Below are 16062 nucleotides of genomic sequence, written 5' to 3'. Positions count from 1 at the left end.
GGGTTTCCGGCAGCCGGTTCAGCATGGGCTTCGTCAGCAGGACGACCGGGAGGGGTGGGTGTCATGAACGACACGACGGTGACCGTGGTGGGCAATGTGGCGACGAGCGTCGACTACCGCGACACGGCTTCGGGGGGCCTGGCGAGGTTCCGGTTCGCGGCCACCGCGCGCCGCTGGGACCGCGAGAGGGCGGCCTGGGTCGACGGGCACACCAGTTTCTACACGGTGAGCGCGTGGCGGGCGCTCGGCGCCAACCTGGCGGCGTCGGTGTCGGTGGGGGACCCGCTGGTCGTCCACGGCCGGCTGAGGGTGCGGGAGGAGGACCGGGACGGTCAGCGCAGGACGTTCGTGGACATCGACGCGTCGGCGGTGGGTCACGATCTGTCGCGCGGGACCTCCGCCTTCCGGAGGGTGCTGAAGGCGGAGCCGCGCGCGGCGGATCGGCCGGACGCCGCCGGTGAGGCGGCCGCCGACGGAGGAGGAGGCGGCGACGGTGCGAAGCGCCCGGCGGAGCTGGTGTCGTGACGTTGTGTCAGGGCGACGGCACCGTGTGGTGCGGTGATGTGGAGATTCGGCGAGCGCGTGTCGTACGACACGCGCTCGCGATAACGATTCCGAGTCGGAATGGTTGTCTGACGGTATGACAGGGGACTGTGCTGGGTCGCCTCCTTAGGATTCCCGGGTACTCACGGGGCACTTGAGTCGGCAGGCGAGGCACTCCCCCCACGCGCCACACGCGCCGAGGTCTCGCCCGGAGGGGAAGTCTGTGTTTGCTGGGTTTGCTGTACGGATGCGGAGGAGGGGTCCCGCCCGCGTCCTCGCCGCGGTCGTGACCTCCGGGCTGGTCGTCGGGGGGGTCATAACCGGGACGTCCGCCGCCTCGGCCGACGAGGCGCCTCAGCACCAGGGCGGTGCCTCCGCCACCCTCAACGGGCTGACCACCTTCGACCAGGCGGTGCTCCGCGTCGACGGCGAGAAGCAGGAGATCCCGGCCGGGCTGTTCGAGATGACCGTCGACGGCGGCGGAACCCTCAAGACCTACTGCGTGGACCTCCACAACCCCACCCAGGAGAAGGCCCGGTACCTGGAGACGTCCTGGGACCAGACCTCGCTCGGCGGCAACGAGGACGCGGGCCGGATCCGGTGGATCCTCCAGCACTCCTACCCCCGGGTCGACGACCTGGTGGGGCTGGCGAAGAACGCCGGCACGGGCCCGCTGACCGCCGGCACCGCCGCCGCGGGCACCCAGGTCGCCATCTGGCGCTACTCCGACGACGCCCAGGTCCAGGCGCTCGACCCGGCGGCCGAGAAACTCGCGGACTGGCTGGAGAAGCAGGCCGAGAACAGTGCCGAGCCCGGCGCGTCGCTCAGCCTGCGGCCCGGCGCCGTGTCCGGTCCGGCCGGGACCCGGATCGGCCCGGTGACCGTGCGCACCGAGGCCGACCGCGTCACGGTGACCCCGCCCGCCGACGCGGCGGCCAGCGGCATCCGGATCACCGACGCCAAGGGCGCGCCGGTCGTCTCGGCGGCCGACGGCAGCCGGCTGTACTTCGACGTGCCGGCCGGGGCCGCCGACGGCTCCGCCGCCCTGACCGTGCAGGCCACCACGTCCGTGCCGGTCGGCCGGGTCTTCGCCGGGGTCACCAAGAGCCAGACGCAGATCCTGGCCGGCTCCAGCCAGTCGACGGTCTCCGCCACCGCCACGGCCACCTGGGCCGCCTCGGGCGCCATCCCGGCGCTCTCGGCCCGGAAGAACTGCGCCGAGGGCGGCGTGGACGTCACCGCCGTGAACAAGGGCGACGCCCCGTTCACCTTCGAGCTGATGGGCCGCACGCACACCGTCGCGGCCGGCGGGTCCGGGACGTTCACCGTCCCGGTGGCCGAGGACCAGGCGTACGAGTTCACCATCACCGGCCCCGGCGGCCTGCACCGGACGTTCCGGGGCATCCTCGACTGCCGGACGACCGGTGGCGCGACCGCCGCCATGACCGGCCCGCAGGGGGCCGGGCCCAGCGCCCTGTCCGCCGGCGGCACCTCCTCCGGCCCCGTCTCGGCACAGGACGGACCGGACCTCGCCGAGACCGGGGCCTCCGGCGCCACCCCCATGATCGCGGGCATCGCGCTGGCGATGCTGGTCGTCGGCGGGGCCGCCGTGTTCCTCCTCCGCGGGAAGACGGCCCCCGGCGCCGAGGACTGACCCGCCGCCTCCCGCCATCTCCGCCGGGGGTGGCGGGAGGCGGCGGAGCACCGACGGCCGCGACACCGTTGGTGACCGGGCGGCTACGGCGCCCCCCGGCGGTGGGTCCACGGAGCCGGCCCCGGGCCTTACTGGTTTCCTTCGCGGGGTGGACGTCAGGCAAGATGGGGTGTATCTGCCCACTCACGGACTGCCGGACGGTTTCTCTTGGCTGAGTACATCTACACGATGCGCAAGACGCGCAAGGCGCACGGCGACAAGGTCATCCTCGATGACGTGACGCTGAGCTTCCTGCCCGGTGCGAAGATCGGTGTGGTCGGCCCGAACGGCGCCGGTAAGTCGACCGTGCTGAAGATCATGGCCGGTCTGGAGCAGCCGTCCAACGGCGACGCCTTCCTGTCGCCCGGCTACACCGTCGGCATCCTGCTCCAGGAGCCGCCGCTGGACGAGTCCAAGACGGTCCTGGAGAACGTCCAGGACGGTGTGGGTGCGATCAAGGGCAAGCTCGACCGGTTCAACGCCATCGCCGAGGAGATGGCCACGAACTACACCGACGCGCTGATGGAGGAGATGGGCAAGCTCCAGGAGGAGCTGGACCACGCCAACGCGTGGGACCTCGACGCCCAGCTGGAGCAGGCCATGGACGCCCTGGGCTGCCCGCCCGGCGACTGGGCCGTGACCAACCTCTCCGGTGGTGAGAAGCGCCGCGTCGCGCTCTGCAAGCTGCTGCTGGAGGCCCCCGACCTGCTGCTGCTCGACGAGCCCACCAACCACCTGGACGCCGAGTCGGTGCAGTGGCTGGAGCAGCACCTCGCCAAGTACGCCGGCACCGTCGTCGCCATCACCCACGACCGGTACTTCCTCGACAACGTCGCCGAGTGGATCCTGGAGCTCGACCGCGGCCGCGCCCACCCCTACGAGGGCAACTACTCCACCTACCTGGAGAACAAGGCCTCGCGCCTGAAGGTCGAGGGCCAGAAGGACGCCAAGCGCCAGAAGCGGCTCAAGGAAGAGCTGGAGTGGGTCCGCTCCAACGCCAAGGGACGCCAGGCCAAGTCCAAGGCCCGGCTCGCCCGGTACGAGGAGATGGCCGCCGAGGCCGACAAGATGCGGAAGCTGGACTTCGAGGAGATCCAGATCCCGCCGGGCCCGCGTCTGGGCAGCGTCGTCGTCGAGGTCGAGAACCTCAACAAGGCCTTCGGCGACAAGGTCCTCATCGACGACCTGAGCTTCAGCCTCCCGCGGAACGGCATCGTCGGCGTCATCGGCCCCAACGGCGCCGGCAAGACCACGCTGTTCAAGATGATCCAGGGCCTGGAGGAGCCGGACTCCGGCTCGATCCGCGTCGGCGACACGGTCAAGATCTCCTACGTCGACCAGAGCCGCGCCAACATCGACCCCAAGAAGACGCTGTGGGCCGTCGTCTCCGACGAACTGGACTACATCAACGTCGGCCAGGTCGAGATGCCGTCCCGCGCCTACGTGTCCGCGTTCGGCTTCAAGGGCCCGGACCAGCAGAAGCCGGCCGGTGTCCTGTCCGGCGGTGAGCGCAACCGCCTGAACCTGGCGCTGACCCTCAAGCAGGGCGGCAACCTGCTGCTCCTCGACGAGCCGACCAACGACCTCGACGTCGAGACCCTGTCGTCGCTGGAGAACGCGCTGCTGGAGTTCCCGGGCGCGGCCGTGGTCGTCTCCCACGACCGCTGGTTCCTCGACCGGGTGGCCACGCACATCCTGGCCTACGAGGGCGACTCCAAGTGGTTCTGGTTCGAGGGCAACTTCGAGTCGTACGAGAAGAACAAGATCGAGCGCCTCGGCGCGGACGCGGCCCGCCCGCACCGCGCCACGTACAAGAAGCTGACCCGGGGCTGAGGCGGCGACCGTGGCCCGTCACTTCTACAGCTGTCCCCTGCGCTGGTCGGACATGGACGCCTTCGGGCACGTCAACAACGTGGTCTTCCTCCGCTACCTGGAGGAGGCGCGGATCGACTTCATGTTCCGGCTCGCGCCGGGGGACGGTTCCCCCTCGTTCTCCGGCGGGTCCGTCGTGGCCCGGCACGAGATCGACTACCTGCGGCCGCTGGTCCACCGGCACGAGCCGGTGACCATCGAGTCGTGGGTCACCAAGATCGGCGCGGCGTCGCTGACGATCGCGTACGAGATCAAGGACCCGGACCAGGTGTACGTGCGGGCCTCGACGGTCGTCGTGCCGTTCGACCTGGAGGCCCAGCGCCCCCGCCGTATCACGGCGGAGGAGCGGTCCTTCCTGGAGGAGTACGTGGACGACGGCATGCGCTCCCCGGGTGAGGCCACCGCGGCATGACTCCGCCGCTGCACTTCGCCGACGCCAGGGAGGCGGCCGATCTGGCCGCCTTCCTCGCCCGGCTGATCCACTACGACCGGGCCGCCGCCGTCCGCCTCCAGGCCGGCGGCGGCGCCCTGGCCGTGTTCGGACGGCCGCCGTCCTTCGAGGTCCTCGCCGTCCGGACGGCGGCGCTCCTGGACGACACACCGCTGGACGTCACCGTCTCCGCGGGGCAACTCCTCGACGGCATCGAGGAGTCGGCGGGCAAGGCCATGGTGCCCGCCCCCGTCACCGGCCCCCCGTGGGCGGGCGTCCTGCCCCCGCGCGCCGGCTGGCACGAGGTCCCCGGGCTGCCGGACGCCGCCGGGCTGCGCGCGGCGGTCGCCGCCGCGGTGGCCGAGTTCCGGGAGCGGGACGGTGCTTTGCCCGCCGAGCGGCGCACCCGCGCCGAACGCGACCGGATCGGCCGGGACATCTGGTCCCGGACCCTCGGCGCGACCGGCCTTCCGCTGCGCGCCGTGCACGCCGCCCAGTCGCTGGGCTTCCTGCCCCCGCACGACGTGCCCGTCGCCCTGCTCGCCACCGGGTCGTGGCTCCGGCTGCGCAGCCCCTACGGGTCGGTCGCCGTCCGCAGGACCGGCCTCGGCACCGGACTGACCGTCACCGCGGTCTGACCGCCGCGGCGGATCCCGCACCGGGTCACGGGGCGCCGTCCGAGGTGGCGCACGCGCGGGCCACCATCGACTCCCGGCCCCCGCGCGGCGTCCTCCGTGCCGCGGCACCTCCGACGCCGTACGGCCGTCGCGGATGGCCGCCGAGCGCCGGACCTCGCCCGCCCGCATGCCGGGCCCGGCCGAACGACCGTCCGCGGGGCGGGACCTGACCGGTCCTGACCGTTTTTCCGGCGTCCGGAACCGTTCCGCGTGCGGTTCCGGACGGTTCAGTCGCCGCGCGGCACCCACTGGTGCGTGAACCTGGCCGCCAGCAGCCCGCCCCCCACGGTCGCCGCCGCGCACACCGCCAGCGCCACCGCCAGCCCCCCGCCGAGCAGCCCGAGCGGCGAACTCCCCGACGGCGACAGGAAACCGAGGTTCACCCCGGCGAGCAGCCCCGCGAACAACGCGGCCGGCCCCAGCGCACAGGCCATCGGGACGCCCATGCCCCACCACGCGACCCACAGGTGGAACCGCACGCCCGAGGTGTACCCGGCCAGCAACCGCAGTTCGTCGGCCCGGTCGAGGAAGGCGTGCAGCAGCCCGGCCGCCCCGGTGAGCGCCAGCAGCAGGAACCCGACGGCCGCCACGAGCAGCACCCAGTCGGCCTGCCGCGCGCGGGCCCGGCCGCCGATGACGTTGTCGTCCCCCGGCACACCGACGTGGGGGAGCGGCAGGGTCGCGCGGGCGGCCCGCTCGGCCCGCTCACGCCCCTCCGGCCCGCTCGTCAGGACGACGAGGGGCCCCCGCTCCGCCGCCGGCCCGGGGCGGGAGCCGGCCGCCCGGAGGTGGACGGGACCGAAGCCCATCCAGCGCAGCGCCTCGGTGCGGGGCGTGCGCTCCCGGTAGACCTCGTGCGCCGGTACGGCACGTTCACGCGGGCAGGACCGCATGGTCCCCAGGGCGGCCAGGTCGCCGCAGTCGCCGACGAGCACGGGCGGCCCGCCGGTACCGGACGGGTCACCGCCCGGCACCACGCGCAACACCCGGTCGCCCGGGGCCAGGGCGGCCACGAACCGGGCGTGCGCCCGTTCGTCGGCGGGCGCGCTGCGGACCTCCAGCAGACGGTCGTCCAGCCGCCGGCCCAGTACGGTGGCGTTCCTGGCCGCGTCCGTCAGGTCGGTCACCATCACCAGGGCCTGGGCGGCCAGCCCCAGCATCACGACGAGCGCCGCGCCCGCCCGGGCGATCACCCCGGGATGGGCGGCCGCCCAGCGCCCGCCGACCAGCCGCGCCGCGTCGCCCGTGCCGCGCGCGGTCAGCCGCACGGAGACCCGCGCCGCCGCCCGCCCCAGGAGCGGCGGCAGCCCGACGAGCATCAGGGTCGTGCCCAGGACGAACAGCCGGGTGCCCGTCGCCCGGCCGGCCGCCGCCCCGGAGACCACGGCCAGGCCGCCGGTCAGGCACAGGACGCCCGGCCAGGCCGCCGGCAGGCGCCGCACCGCCCGGGGCCGCCCGGACCCGGCGGGGCGCACCCGCAGGTGCAGCGCGGCGAACAGCAGGCCGAGGGCCGCCCACGCGAAGACCAGCGCGAGCGGGAACTGCCACCGCAGCGGCGCCAGATCGGCGGCCGGCACCGCGTAACCCGTCAGCGGCAGCCTTACGCCGGTCAGCGTGACCGCCATCAGTGGTACGCCCGCGAGCAGAACCCCGGCACCCAGCGGGCGTACGCACTCGCCGGCCGCGATCCGCGCGCGCACGGAACGGCCGGCGCCGATCGCGTGGAGCACCGCCAGCCGCCGGTCCCGCTGCCGGGCCCCGAGCCGGGAGGCGACGATCAGCAGGACGGCGACGGGCAGCCCGAGTTGGGGGGCCATCAGCCAGTACAGGTCGCTCTCCGGCCGGTCGAACGACTGGCTGACGAAGTAGGGGTCGGCGGCCGCCCGCCGGACGCCGAAGCCGCTGATCCCCAGGGTCGTCTCGTACCCCTGGATCCGCAGGCCGGACGGCGGGCGGGCGTACACGAAGAGCTCACCGGAGTCGGCCAGCCCCTCCCGTGCCACCGTGCCGGCGAGCCTGCCGTACCGGGTGGCGGCCGGCGGCATGCGGTCGAGCAGCGCCGGTGACACGAACGCCTCGCCCGGCCCGGGCCAGCGGGGCAGGCCGGGCGGCGGCGGTGCCGACGGCACGGCGGGCTCGACGTACACCACCGAGAAGTCCCACTCCCGCCAGCTGTCGTCGCTCTGGCTCCACCAGGCGGCCGGCCGCGCGCCCGGCGCGGCGGCCACCGGCGTACGGGCCGCGATCCGGGCCTCCCGCCCCTCGTACACGGTGTGGACCGCCTGCGCGCTCCACACCAGCAGGGCCGCCGCCATCCCGGTGAGTACCAGGCACAGTGCCTGCACGATCAGCCGCGGATCGTGCCGGCGGGCCGCGCCGGACGAGGCGCGCCGGCCGGTGGCGAGGAGCTGCGCGGTCGCGCCGCGCCGCCGGACGCGGCTCACTCGCCGGAGGCTCACGTGCCGGCCGCCGTGGTGTTGGTGGTGTCGTGCAGGGCGCCGTCCCTCAGGGTGAGTCGCCGGTCGGCGTAGAAGGCGACCACCGGATTGTGCGTGACGACGACCAGCGTGCAGCCGTACCGGACGGGCAGCCCGAACAGCAGCGCGCAGACGTCGTCCGTGGCGCGCTCGTCGAGCGCCCCGGTCGGCTCGTCGGCGAGGATCAGCGGCGGCCGGGTCGACAGCGCGCGGGCCACCGCGACCCGCTGGCGCTCCCCGCCGGACAGGACACCCGCCGGTGAGTCCGCCACCGCGCCGACACCCAGCTCGCCCAGCAGCCGCTGGGCCGTCCCGTACGCCTCCCGGCGGCCCCTCCCGGCGATCAGCAGCGGCAGTGCGGTGTTCTCGACGGCGCTCAGCTCGGGCAGCAGCTCCCCGAACTGGTAGATGAAGCCCAGGGTGTTCAGCCGCCACGCCGCCGCCCTGGCCGGCCGCAGCCCGGCGGTGTCGGTCCCGCACACCCGGACGGTCCCGGCCCGCGGGCGGTGCAGCCCGGCGAGGCAGGAGAGCAGGGTGGACTTGCCGCTGCCGCTGGGGCCCGTGACGGCGACGGACTCCCCGGCGCGGGCGGTCATCGCGGCGTCGCGCAGCAGGGTGCGGCCGCCGAGCTCGCAGGTCAGCCCGGAGACCATCACGGTCGGTGCGGCCATGACGGTCAGGGGTGCCGCTGCCAGCTGGAGCACGCGTCCGTCATCAGCGGACGGTTCTCGCACGTCTGCATGGTGTAGATCGAGTACGTCCCCGTCGTGGAGGTCCGGCAGTAGCCGTTCGGCTCCTCCATGCGCACGACGGTGTTGGGCGTGGTGCGCTTGAAGTTGACGTACACGTTGAAGCCGTCGTACTCGCGGTCGCAGACCCCGGCGTACTTGTGGTCCCCGCCGATGTAGCCGAAGTCCTCGCCCTCGTAGACGTAGAACGCGTCGCCGAAAGCGGTACCGGCACCGAGCAGGGCCGTGACCGTCGCGATCGCCACGGCACCCAGCCGCATGGTCCTCCGTCGCACGTCGCACCTCCACAAGACGAGGGGCACCCGCCGGCTGCGGATGCCCGTTCGAAGTGTTGCGGCTGTGAACTTAGGTGGTCGGAGGGGCCCAGGGGGCGGGGTGGGGAAGAGTTGGCCGGAACCTTTTCTGTCACTTGCCGGTCACGGAGCGTACGCGCGGCTCAGTCGGGGGTGTTGACCATCGACGCGGCGGCGTACGTCAGGTAGTTCCACAGGGTCCGCTCGTGATCCTCGGACAGGCCGAGCTCGTCGACCGCCGCCCGCATGTGCTTCAGCCAGGCGTCGTGCGCCGCGCGGTCCACGGTGAACGGGGCGTGCCGCATCCGCAGGCGCGGGTGACCGCGGTTGTCGCTGTAGGTGCGGGGGCCGCCCCAGTACTGCATCAGGAACAGCACCAGCCGCTCCTCGGCCGGACCGAGGTCCTCCTCCGGGTACATCGGCCGCAGCAGGGGGTCGCCGGCCACCCCCTCGTAGAAACGGTGGACGAGGCGCCGGAAGGTGGGCTCGCCGCCGACCTGCTCGTAGAAGGTCTGCTCCTGAAGCGTGCCGCGCGGAATCTCATTCACGACTCCATCGTCTCAGACGCACCGGCCGAGGACCCGGGCCCTAGGACCCGGTCCTCGGCCGGTGCGTCCGGGACCGGGCTACGGCCGGCCCCGCTGGATCGTGATCGTCGTCCAGGCGCCCACGTGCACCCGGTCGCCGTCCTTGAGCGGGACGGGCACATAGGGCTGGATCGGGTCCTCGGCGCCGTTGAGCGTGGTGCCGTTGGTGGAGTTCTGGTCGACGACCGCCCAGGAGCCGTCGGGCTGCTGCACCAGCACGGCGTGCTGGTGCGAGACGCCCGGGTCCTCCGGCGGTACGGACAGGTCGATGTCGGGGGACTCGCCCGTGGAGTGCCGGCGGCGGCCGATGCTGACCTGGTTCCCGGACAGCGCCAGCCGCTGCTCGGGGGAGTAGGCGGGCAGGTTGAGCCCCGCGGCCTCGGGGCCGCTGCGCTGCATCATCGCCATGAAGTACGCGCGGTCGGGCGCCACGACCGCCGTCCAGCCCGCGGGCGCCGCCTGGTACTGCGGGGGCGGGGGGCCCTCCGCGTGCGGTGCCTGCGGTGCCTGTCGCTGAGGCTGCTGCGGGGGCTGGGGCTGCGGTGCGTGCTGCTGCGGTGCCGGCGGCCGGGGTGCGTGCTGCTGCGGCGCCGGGGGGCGCTGCTGCGCGGGCGGCGGCAGCATCCAGTCGTCCCCGCCGCCGGCCGGCTGCGGCTCCTGCGGCTGCGAGGGGGACTGGGGCTGCGGCGCGGGCGGCGGACCCGGCTGCTGGAACGCCTGGGGCGGCCGGGGCGGGCCGGGAGGCTGCTGGAACGCCTGGGGCACCGGCGGCGGACCCTGCGGCGCGCCGTGCGGCGGTCGCTGGGGCGTCGAGGGCTCGGGCGGCAGCGGCTCGGCCGGGCGGTTCATCCGCGACGGGCGCGAGCCCTGGTAGTCGAACGGGTCCGGCGGGCGCGGCGCCTGCGGCGTGGAGGGTGCCTGCGGCTGCGACCGGAAGCCGGGCGGCAGGTTCATCCCGGGCGGCGGACCGCCGGGACCGCCGGGACGGCCCTGGCCACCCGGGCCCGGGGGCGGTGCGACGGGGGTGTACGAAGTCGCGGTGTTCGTGAGGAAGTTCCACCGGCACTCCTCGCAGAACGGCGCCATGGCCTCACGCGGGGTGCGGCACTGCGGGCACAGCTCCGCCTGGGCGGTGGCGTCGGGGTCGCCGCCGGCGAAGCCCCCGGGGCCACCGGGAGCGCCGCCCGGACCGCCCGGACCGGGATAGCCGTACGCGGGCGGTGGCGGGGGAGGCGGCGGCGGAACGGCACCCGCAGGCGCGCCCGCCCCGGCCATGCGGTGTCCGCAGACCTCGCACCAGTCGTCGGAACCCGACTGGTGTCCGTTCGGGCAGGTCGGCATGTCGGCGCTTCCCCCTCTCCTCGTCCGGCCGCGCGGGCCGAGCAGATCGTGACCTATTTCCTCACGCGAACGGTCTTGGTGGAGCGCGTCTCGAGCGTCATCTCGTCCGCTTCCGCGACCTTCGCCTTCAGTCGCACAGTACCCGTCGCCGCATCGACCACGTCCACCACCTTCGAAAGGAGTTTCGCGGTGTCCGCGTTGCCGGAGGCGGCCGCCAGCTGCACGGCGCGGCCGAGTTTCGCCGTCGCGCCGTCGAAATCACCCGACTTGCGGGCATCGAGCCCCTGCTGGATGACCTGTGCCAGTTCAGCCTGACCCGTGTAGTGCGCGACCTGGTGGTTGATGGAGGTGGAGGCCGCCATGTCGTCCGTCCACACCGCCCGTACCAGACCCTGCGACAGGGGCCGCGGCGTACCGCCCGCCGGGTCGGGGACGACCAGCGAGACCCGTGCCGCGAGCATCTCCTGCCCGATCCCGGCCTCCGGCACCCGCACGCACACGTGGTAGTCGCGGGCCTCGTCGCCCCACGACCCGGTCGGATAGTCGCCCGCCCGCGGTCCCACCTTGGTGCGCCGGTCCGTCAGCTCCTCCACGGCCGGCGCCACCTGCTTCACGAAGACGATCTCCACGCCCACCGGTGTCCACAGGCGCAGCGCGACGCCGGCGACCTCCTTGCCCATCGCGTTCTCCATCATCCGCGCGAAGTCCGCGGCCAGGCCCGCCGGATCGGCGACGATGTCGGCCGTACCGAGCAGCGCCGAGGCGATCCCGGTGACCTCCTTGACCTCCCAGTCCGTGCCGACACCGCGGGCGTCGCAGGTGAAGCGGCCGGCGCAGGCGTCGAGGGCGGCCCGCAGGTCGCCCGGCGACTCGTGCTCGTTGCGGCCGTCGGTGAGCAGGACGCCGTGCCGGATCGGTACGTCGGCGGACGCCAGGAGCCGGTCGGCGAGCGTCAGCCACGTACCGATCGCGGTGCCACCCCCGGCGCTCAGCCCGCGCAGCGCCTCCTTCGCCCGGGCGCGGGTGCGCGGGTCGGCGACGGCCAGCCGCCCGCCGCCCGGATACACCTCGTCCGCGACGTGGGTGCCCGCGACCACCGCGAAGGCCACGCCGTCGCGCAGGGTGTCGATCGCGGCGGCCGTGGCGTCGCGAGCGTTGCGCATCTTCGTCGGCGGGTACTCCATGGAGCCGGAGCAGTCCACCATGATCACGACGGCGGCGGACGGCGTGCGCCCCGGTATGGCGGCGGTGGCCGACGCCCCGGCCGGCGGCACCCCTCCGCCGGTGCCGCCGCCCGTCGAGGTGACCGTGACGATCGCGTTGACCTCGCGCCCGCCCTCCGGCAGGAACTCGTTCTGGTACACGTCCACCGAGAACTGCGGCACGGTCGACTTCGAGAAGTTCGCCATCTGATCGGCTCCTCAGGACGTGGACTGGCTCCCGCACAACGGACACAAGGGAACGGGGGGCTGGTCGTCGGGCGAAACGGTCAGGCCGATCCTGCCCCTCCGGGCGTCATGGCGAACGGCACGACGGCCACTGTTACGTTGTCGTGCCCGCCCCCGTCGAGCGCGTGCCCCACGAGGACCTGGGCGCCGTGCAGCGGGCGGTCGGCCGCGTCCGGCGGCACGATCCGCGCCATGTCCCCCGCCCCCTCCGCGTAGTTCCACAGGCCGTCCGTGCACACCACGACGACGCCCGGACGGTCCGGCTTGAACGCGGCGGTGTGCGGGTCCAGTTCGTACGCGTCCGCCCCCAGCCAGCCGGTGATGGCGTGGGCGCGCTCGTCCGCGTACGCCTCCGCCTCGTTCATCAGGCCGGCCGCGACCATCTGCGCGGCCCACGAGTCGTCCTCGGTGAGCCGGGCGGGCGGCCCGCTGCGGTCGTCCGGCACCCAGTAGACGCGGCTGTCGCCGACCCAGCCGACCACCAGCAGGCCGTTCGCGACGACCGCTCCGACGAGCGTGCACGCCGGGGCGTTCTGGTGGCGGTGCGGGTCGTGCTCCATGGCGTCGCCGTCCCGGCCGCCGTCGCCGCCCGCGAGGGCGTTGACGGCCTCGGAGGCCGCGACGATGGCGTCGTGCATCGCCGTCTGCGGATGCGTACCGCGCGGGAGGGAGGCCAGCAGCGACTCGTTGGCGGCGGCCGCCGCGGCCGCCGACGCCTCGTCGGGGCGGGTCGCCGACGACACCCCGTCGCAGACGATCGCGACGACGGCCGGCGAACCGTCCGGCAGGGCCGTCGAGGAGACGGCGAACGCGTCCTCGTTGCGGTGATGGCGCAGCCCCCGGTCGCTGACGGCGGCGACCGCGCCGAGCTCCTCCTCCATGTGGTCCCGGTCCCGCGGCTGCGCGTGCCCGCAGTTCTCGCAGTACCCGTCCGGGTCCACGTGCCCGGCCCGGCAGGCCACGCACAGCCGGGTCCCGGTCGGCGGGGTCGCCGTGTGCTCCACCGCCCGCGGATCGGGCGCCCCGCCGGCCCCGGCGGACGGCTCACCCGCGGGCGTCCCGGCGGGCGCGGGGCCCTGTCCGGCGGCGGCCTCCGGGGCGGCTCCCGGGGCGGGCGGGGGCACCGGGGCGCCGGGGCCCCACGGCTCGGCGGCCGTCCCGGGCGCGGGCGGCGCCGCGGGGGCCGGCAGTTCGAAGTCGCCGGCGTCGCCCGCGGCGCGGGCGTCGAACCGCACAGCCGGGCCACCCGGCGGATCACCGCCCGGCCGCTCCCGGCCGGGCACGGCCGGGCCCGGGGGCCACGCGGCGCCGGCCGCGGGGGAGCCCATGATCACGGTCGGACTGTCCTCCGGCGGCGGCGGTACGGCCGACAGGTCGTACCCGCACGCACCACAGAACAGGTCGCCCGGCTCCAGCGGCTCCTCGCAGCCGGGGCAGGCGGACAGCTGGTGCCTCTGCGACATCAATCACACCCATGTCCGGGGGCGGAAGCGGTTCGCCCGCTCCACCATGTCGATCCTCTCCTCGCCGCGCTGAGCGAGCCGGGCGAGCACCCGGTAGGAGCGTTCCAGTCCGAGACGCAGGGACCGCTCGTCCGGTTCGCTGCCCAGCAGCGGGGTCCGTGCGGTGCCCGCTCCGGGACTACCGGAGAGTACCCAGTCCAGCGCCTTGCCCAGCACCTCTGTGGACAACTGCTCGCGCCGCACCGCGTCCAGTCCGAACTGCTGGAGCGCGGACACCTGTGCGGCCGCCGCTGTCAGGTCGCCGGCCAGCGGCTCCCGCTCGCCGCGCCGCCGCAGCCGGGCCCGTACGGCCGCCACGCGCGCGGCCGTGTAGTGGATCGACGCCTCGGGCACCGACTCCAGCGCGCACACGGCCCCGGCGCGGTCGCCGGCGGCCAGCCGCACCCGCGCCAGGCCGAACGCTGCGCTCACGTAGCCCGGATCCGTCGTCCACACCAGCCGGTAGTACTCGGCCGCGTTGTCCAGCTGGCCCAGCACCTCGGCGCACACGCCCAGCGCCAGCTTCGGCGCCGGCTCACCGGGGAACGCGTCGTACACCGCGTCGAACGACAGCGCGGCGTGCTCGTGGTCGCCGGTCGCCAGGGACACGACGCCGCGGTACCAGACGACCCGCCAGTCGCCGGGGTGCCGCTCCTCCAGCGTCTCCAGCGCCCGCACCGCCGAGCCGGCCTCCCCCATGTCGAGGCGGGCGCGCAGTTCCCGCAGCCGCAGTTCGAGGGAGCTGGCCGGGGCGGTGCGCAGGGCCGAGATCAGCTCGGCGGGCGCGGACGCCATCAGGCCGGCCAGGAACCCGGCGTTCGGGTCGGCGGTGTCGACATGCGGCACGGGCAGCGCCAGCGCGATGGCGCGGGCGTCGAGCGGCGCGAGCAGCGGCGTGGACGAAGGCGCCGGTGCGGCACCCGCCGGTGCGGCACCCGGGGCGGCGCCCGTCGCGGTGCCCGCCGGAGCCGTCCGCGGGGCGGGAACGGCCACCGGCCCGCGGCCGCGCCCACCACCGAGGAGCCCGAGCCCCTTCGGCACCTTCCGCGCGCCCAGCACCGACACGTCGCCGTCACCGGTGGCGAACAGCTCCGTGTCCGTCACGCGCACCTCCGGGCCGAACAGCGTCGACAGGGCGGGGCGGGGACGGCCCGTCCGGAGGGCCACCACCTCCCGCAGCACGCCCGTGAGCTGGTCGGACATCTCCTGCGCCGAGGCGAACCGGCGCGCCGGGTCCGGGTCGGTCGCCCGCACCAGGAGCCGGTAGAACGACTCGTAGCTCCGGAACACCTCGATGTTGTCCGGGTCCGGCAGCGAGTCCACGAACACGTTCGTGTAGCCCTGGAAGTCGAACGTCAGCACCGCCAGCGTCCGCGCGACCGTGTACAGGTCCGACGCGACCGACGGGCCGGCCTCCGCCACCTCCGGCGCCTGGTAGCCGACCGTGCCGTAGATGGCGGACTCGTCGTCGTCCGTCCTCCGCACCGCGCCCATGTCGATCAGCTTCAGCTGGTCCTCGGTCTGGATCGCGTTGTCGACCTTGAAGTCGCAGTACAGCAGGTTCCGGCTGTGCAGGTGCCCGAGCGCCTCCAGCGCCTCGATGCCGTACGCGCACGCCTGCTCCACCGGCAGCGGGTCGCGCCGCCCGCCCGGTCCCCGCCGCTCGTTGGCGATGTCCTTCAGGGACTTGCCGCCGACGTACTCCATGACGATGTACCCGTCCAGCGAACCCGTCCGCTGGTCCAGGTGCTCCACGAAGTTGTAGATGCGGACGATGTTGGAGTGCTCGATCTCCGCGAGGAACCGCCGCTCCGATATCGCCGCCGCCATCGCGTCCTGGTCGCCGGTGTCCAGCAGGCCCTTCAGGACCACCCACCGGTCGGACACCGCCCGGTCCACGGCGAGGTACACCCAGCCCAGCCCGCCGTGCGCCAGGCACCCGGCCACCTCGTACTGGCCGTGCACCACGTCACCCGCGCGCAGCTTCGGCACGAACGAGTAGGGGTGACCGCACCTGGTGCAGAAGCCCTCCGTACGCCCCGGCCGGTCACCGCGCGCCCGCCCGACCGGCGCCCCGCAGTCGGACCGCGAGCAGAATCGCTTCCGCTCGGGCACCTGCGGGTCCGCCATCACCACCGACCGGGGGTCGGGGCGCGGCACCGCGGGGATCGACACCAGCCCGGCACCCAGCCTGCCCCGCTCCGACCGGCCGGTGGGGGACCCGGAGCTGCGCACCGACACCGACCGGGACGACCCCGTCCCGCCCGGCACCGAACGCGACAGCCGCCCCGACACCGAGCGCCGCGACGAACGGGACGACGACCGGGATCCGCCGGTGGAGCCCGTCCCGCCGCCCGCGATCCCCGTGGGCGGCGAGGACACCATCCCCGAGGGCGAGACGACGGGCGCCAGGCCGCACGTGTCGCAGTACAGCTCACCGTCGCCCATGT

General features: G+C 74.4%; 13 protein-coding genes. 5 read left to right on the top strand and 8 right to left on the bottom strand.

Going from position 1 to position 16062, the window contains the following annotated elements; genetic code table 11:
* Positions 1-63: 63 nt before the first annotated feature.
* From AC07DW_RS03365 to AC07DW_RS03345, 5 genes are all read left to right on the top strand, one after another.
* Complete coding sequence (locus tag AC07DW_RS03365) at positions 64-525, top strand: single-stranded DNA-binding protein (protein WP_478855913.1); 462 nt, start codon at positions 64-66, stop codon at positions 523-525.
* A 265-nt stretch (positions 526-790) separates the two neighbouring features.
* On the top strand, positions 791-2197 hold the full coding sequence (locus AC07DW_RS03360; RefSeq protein ID WP_478855912.1) for a Cys-Gln thioester bond-forming surface protein: 1407 nt from the start codon (positions 791-793) through the stop codon (positions 2195-2197).
* Between the two features lie 207 nt (positions 2198-2404).
* The gene (ettA, locus tag AC07DW_RS03355) at positions 2405-4069 is read left to right on the top strand and encodes an energy-dependent translational throttle protein EttA (RefSeq protein WP_478855911.1); all 1665 of its coding nucleotides are present in this window, start codon (positions 2405-2407) and stop codon (positions 4067-4069) included.
* 10 nt (positions 4070-4079) lie between these two features.
* Positions 4080-4520 carry an acyl-CoA thioesterase gene (locus tag AC07DW_RS03350; protein ID WP_478855910.1) on the top strand — a complete coding sequence of 147 codons (441 nt, stop codon included), beginning with the start codon at positions 4080-4082 and terminating at the stop codon, positions 4518-4520.
* Positions 4517-5176 carry a DUF8010 domain-containing protein gene (locus AC07DW_RS03345; RefSeq protein WP_478855909.1) on the top strand — a complete coding sequence of 220 codons (660 nt, stop codon included), beginning with the start codon at positions 4517-4519 and terminating at the stop codon, positions 5174-5176. The genes AC07DW_RS03350 and AC07DW_RS03345 overlap by 4 nt, the downstream gene beginning before the upstream one ends.
* 266 nt (positions 5177-5442) lie before the next feature.
* Here AC07DW_RS03345 and AC07DW_RS03340 read toward each other — a convergent pair whose 3' ends face one another.
* The 8 genes from AC07DW_RS03340 to AC07DW_RS03305 all read right to left on the bottom strand — a co-directional run bounded on the left by AC07DW_RS03340 (position 5443) and on the right by AC07DW_RS03305 (position 16060).
* A complete protein-coding gene (locus tag AC07DW_RS03340; RefSeq protein WP_478855908.1) occupies positions 5443-7659 on the bottom strand; it encodes a hypothetical protein in 2217 nt (738 codons plus the stop codon).
* A gap of 11 nt (positions 7660-7670) precedes the next feature.
* Positions 7671-8396 carry an ABC transporter ATP-binding protein gene (locus AC07DW_RS03335; protein WP_478855907.1) on the bottom strand — a complete coding sequence of 242 codons (726 nt, stop codon included), beginning with the start codon at positions 8394-8396 and terminating at the stop codon, positions 7671-7673.
* Positions 8369-8716 (bottom strand): hypothetical protein, encoded by a 348-nt coding sequence (locus tag AC07DW_RS03330; RefSeq protein ID WP_478855906.1) that lies wholly within the window; start codon positions 8714-8716, stop codon positions 8369-8371. Before AC07DW_RS03330 ends, AC07DW_RS03335 begins: the two co-directional genes overlap by 28 nt.
* Before the next feature lie 161 nt (positions 8717-8877).
* On the bottom strand, positions 8878-9282 hold the full coding sequence (locus AC07DW_RS03325) for a globin (RefSeq protein WP_478855905.1): 405 nt from the start codon (positions 9280-9282) through the stop codon (positions 8878-8880).
* A gap of 78 nt (positions 9283-9360) precedes the next feature.
* Positions 9361-10662 carry an FHA domain-containing protein gene (locus AC07DW_RS03320; protein ID WP_478855904.1) on the bottom strand — a complete coding sequence of 434 codons (1302 nt, stop codon included), beginning with the start codon at positions 10660-10662 and terminating at the stop codon, positions 9361-9363.
* Positions 10663-10715: 53 nt separating this feature from the next.
* Complete coding sequence (locus AC07DW_RS03315) at positions 10716-12071, bottom strand: vWA domain-containing protein (RefSeq protein ID WP_478855903.1); 1356 nt, start codon at positions 12069-12071, stop codon at positions 10716-10718.
* Positions 12072-12151: 80 nt separating this feature from the next.
* The gene (locus AC07DW_RS03310; protein WP_478855902.1) at positions 12152-13573 is read right to left on the bottom strand and encodes a protein phosphatase 2C domain-containing protein; all 1422 of its coding nucleotides are present in this window, start codon (positions 13571-13573) and stop codon (positions 12152-12154) included.
* Positions 13574-13576: 3 nt separating this feature from the next.
* Entirely contained in the window at positions 13577-16060 is a 2484-nt protein-coding gene (locus tag AC07DW_RS03305) for a serine/threonine-protein kinase (protein WP_478856049.1), read from the bottom strand.
* Positions 16061-16062: the final 2 nt, after the last annotated feature.

This window comes from Streptomyces sp. NPDC045701, assembly GCF_056432045.1.
This window is presented reverse-complemented; position numbering and strand designations above follow the sequence as displayed.

Coding starts and splice junctions, on each gene's coding strand:
- AC07DW_RS03360 (WP_478855912.1), top strand. CDS start 791: ATGCGGAGGAGGGGTCCCGCCCGCGTCCTCGCCGCGGTCGTGACCTCC.
- AC07DW_RS03305 (WP_478856049.1), bottom strand. CDS start 16,060: ATGGGCGACGGTGAGCTGTACTGCGACACGTGCGGCCTGGCGCCCGTC.
- AC07DW_RS03315 (WP_478855903.1), bottom strand. CDS start 12,071: ATGGCGAACTTCTCGAAGTCGACCGTGCCGCAGTTCTCGGTGGACGTG.
- AC07DW_RS03345 (WP_478855909.1), top strand. CDS start 4,517: ATGACTCCGCCGCTGCACTTCGCCGACGCCAGGGAGGCGGCCGATCTG.
- AC07DW_RS03365 (WP_478855913.1), top strand. CDS start 64: ATGAACGACACGACGGTGACCGTGGTGGGCAATGTGGCGACGAGCGTC.
- AC07DW_RS03310 (WP_478855902.1), bottom strand. CDS start 13,573: ATGTCGCAGAGGCACCAGCTGTCCGCCTGCCCCGGCTGCGAGGAGCCG.
- AC07DW_RS03320 (WP_478855904.1), bottom strand. CDS start 10,662: ATGCCGACCTGCCCGAACGGACACCAGTCGGGTTCCGACGACTGGTGC.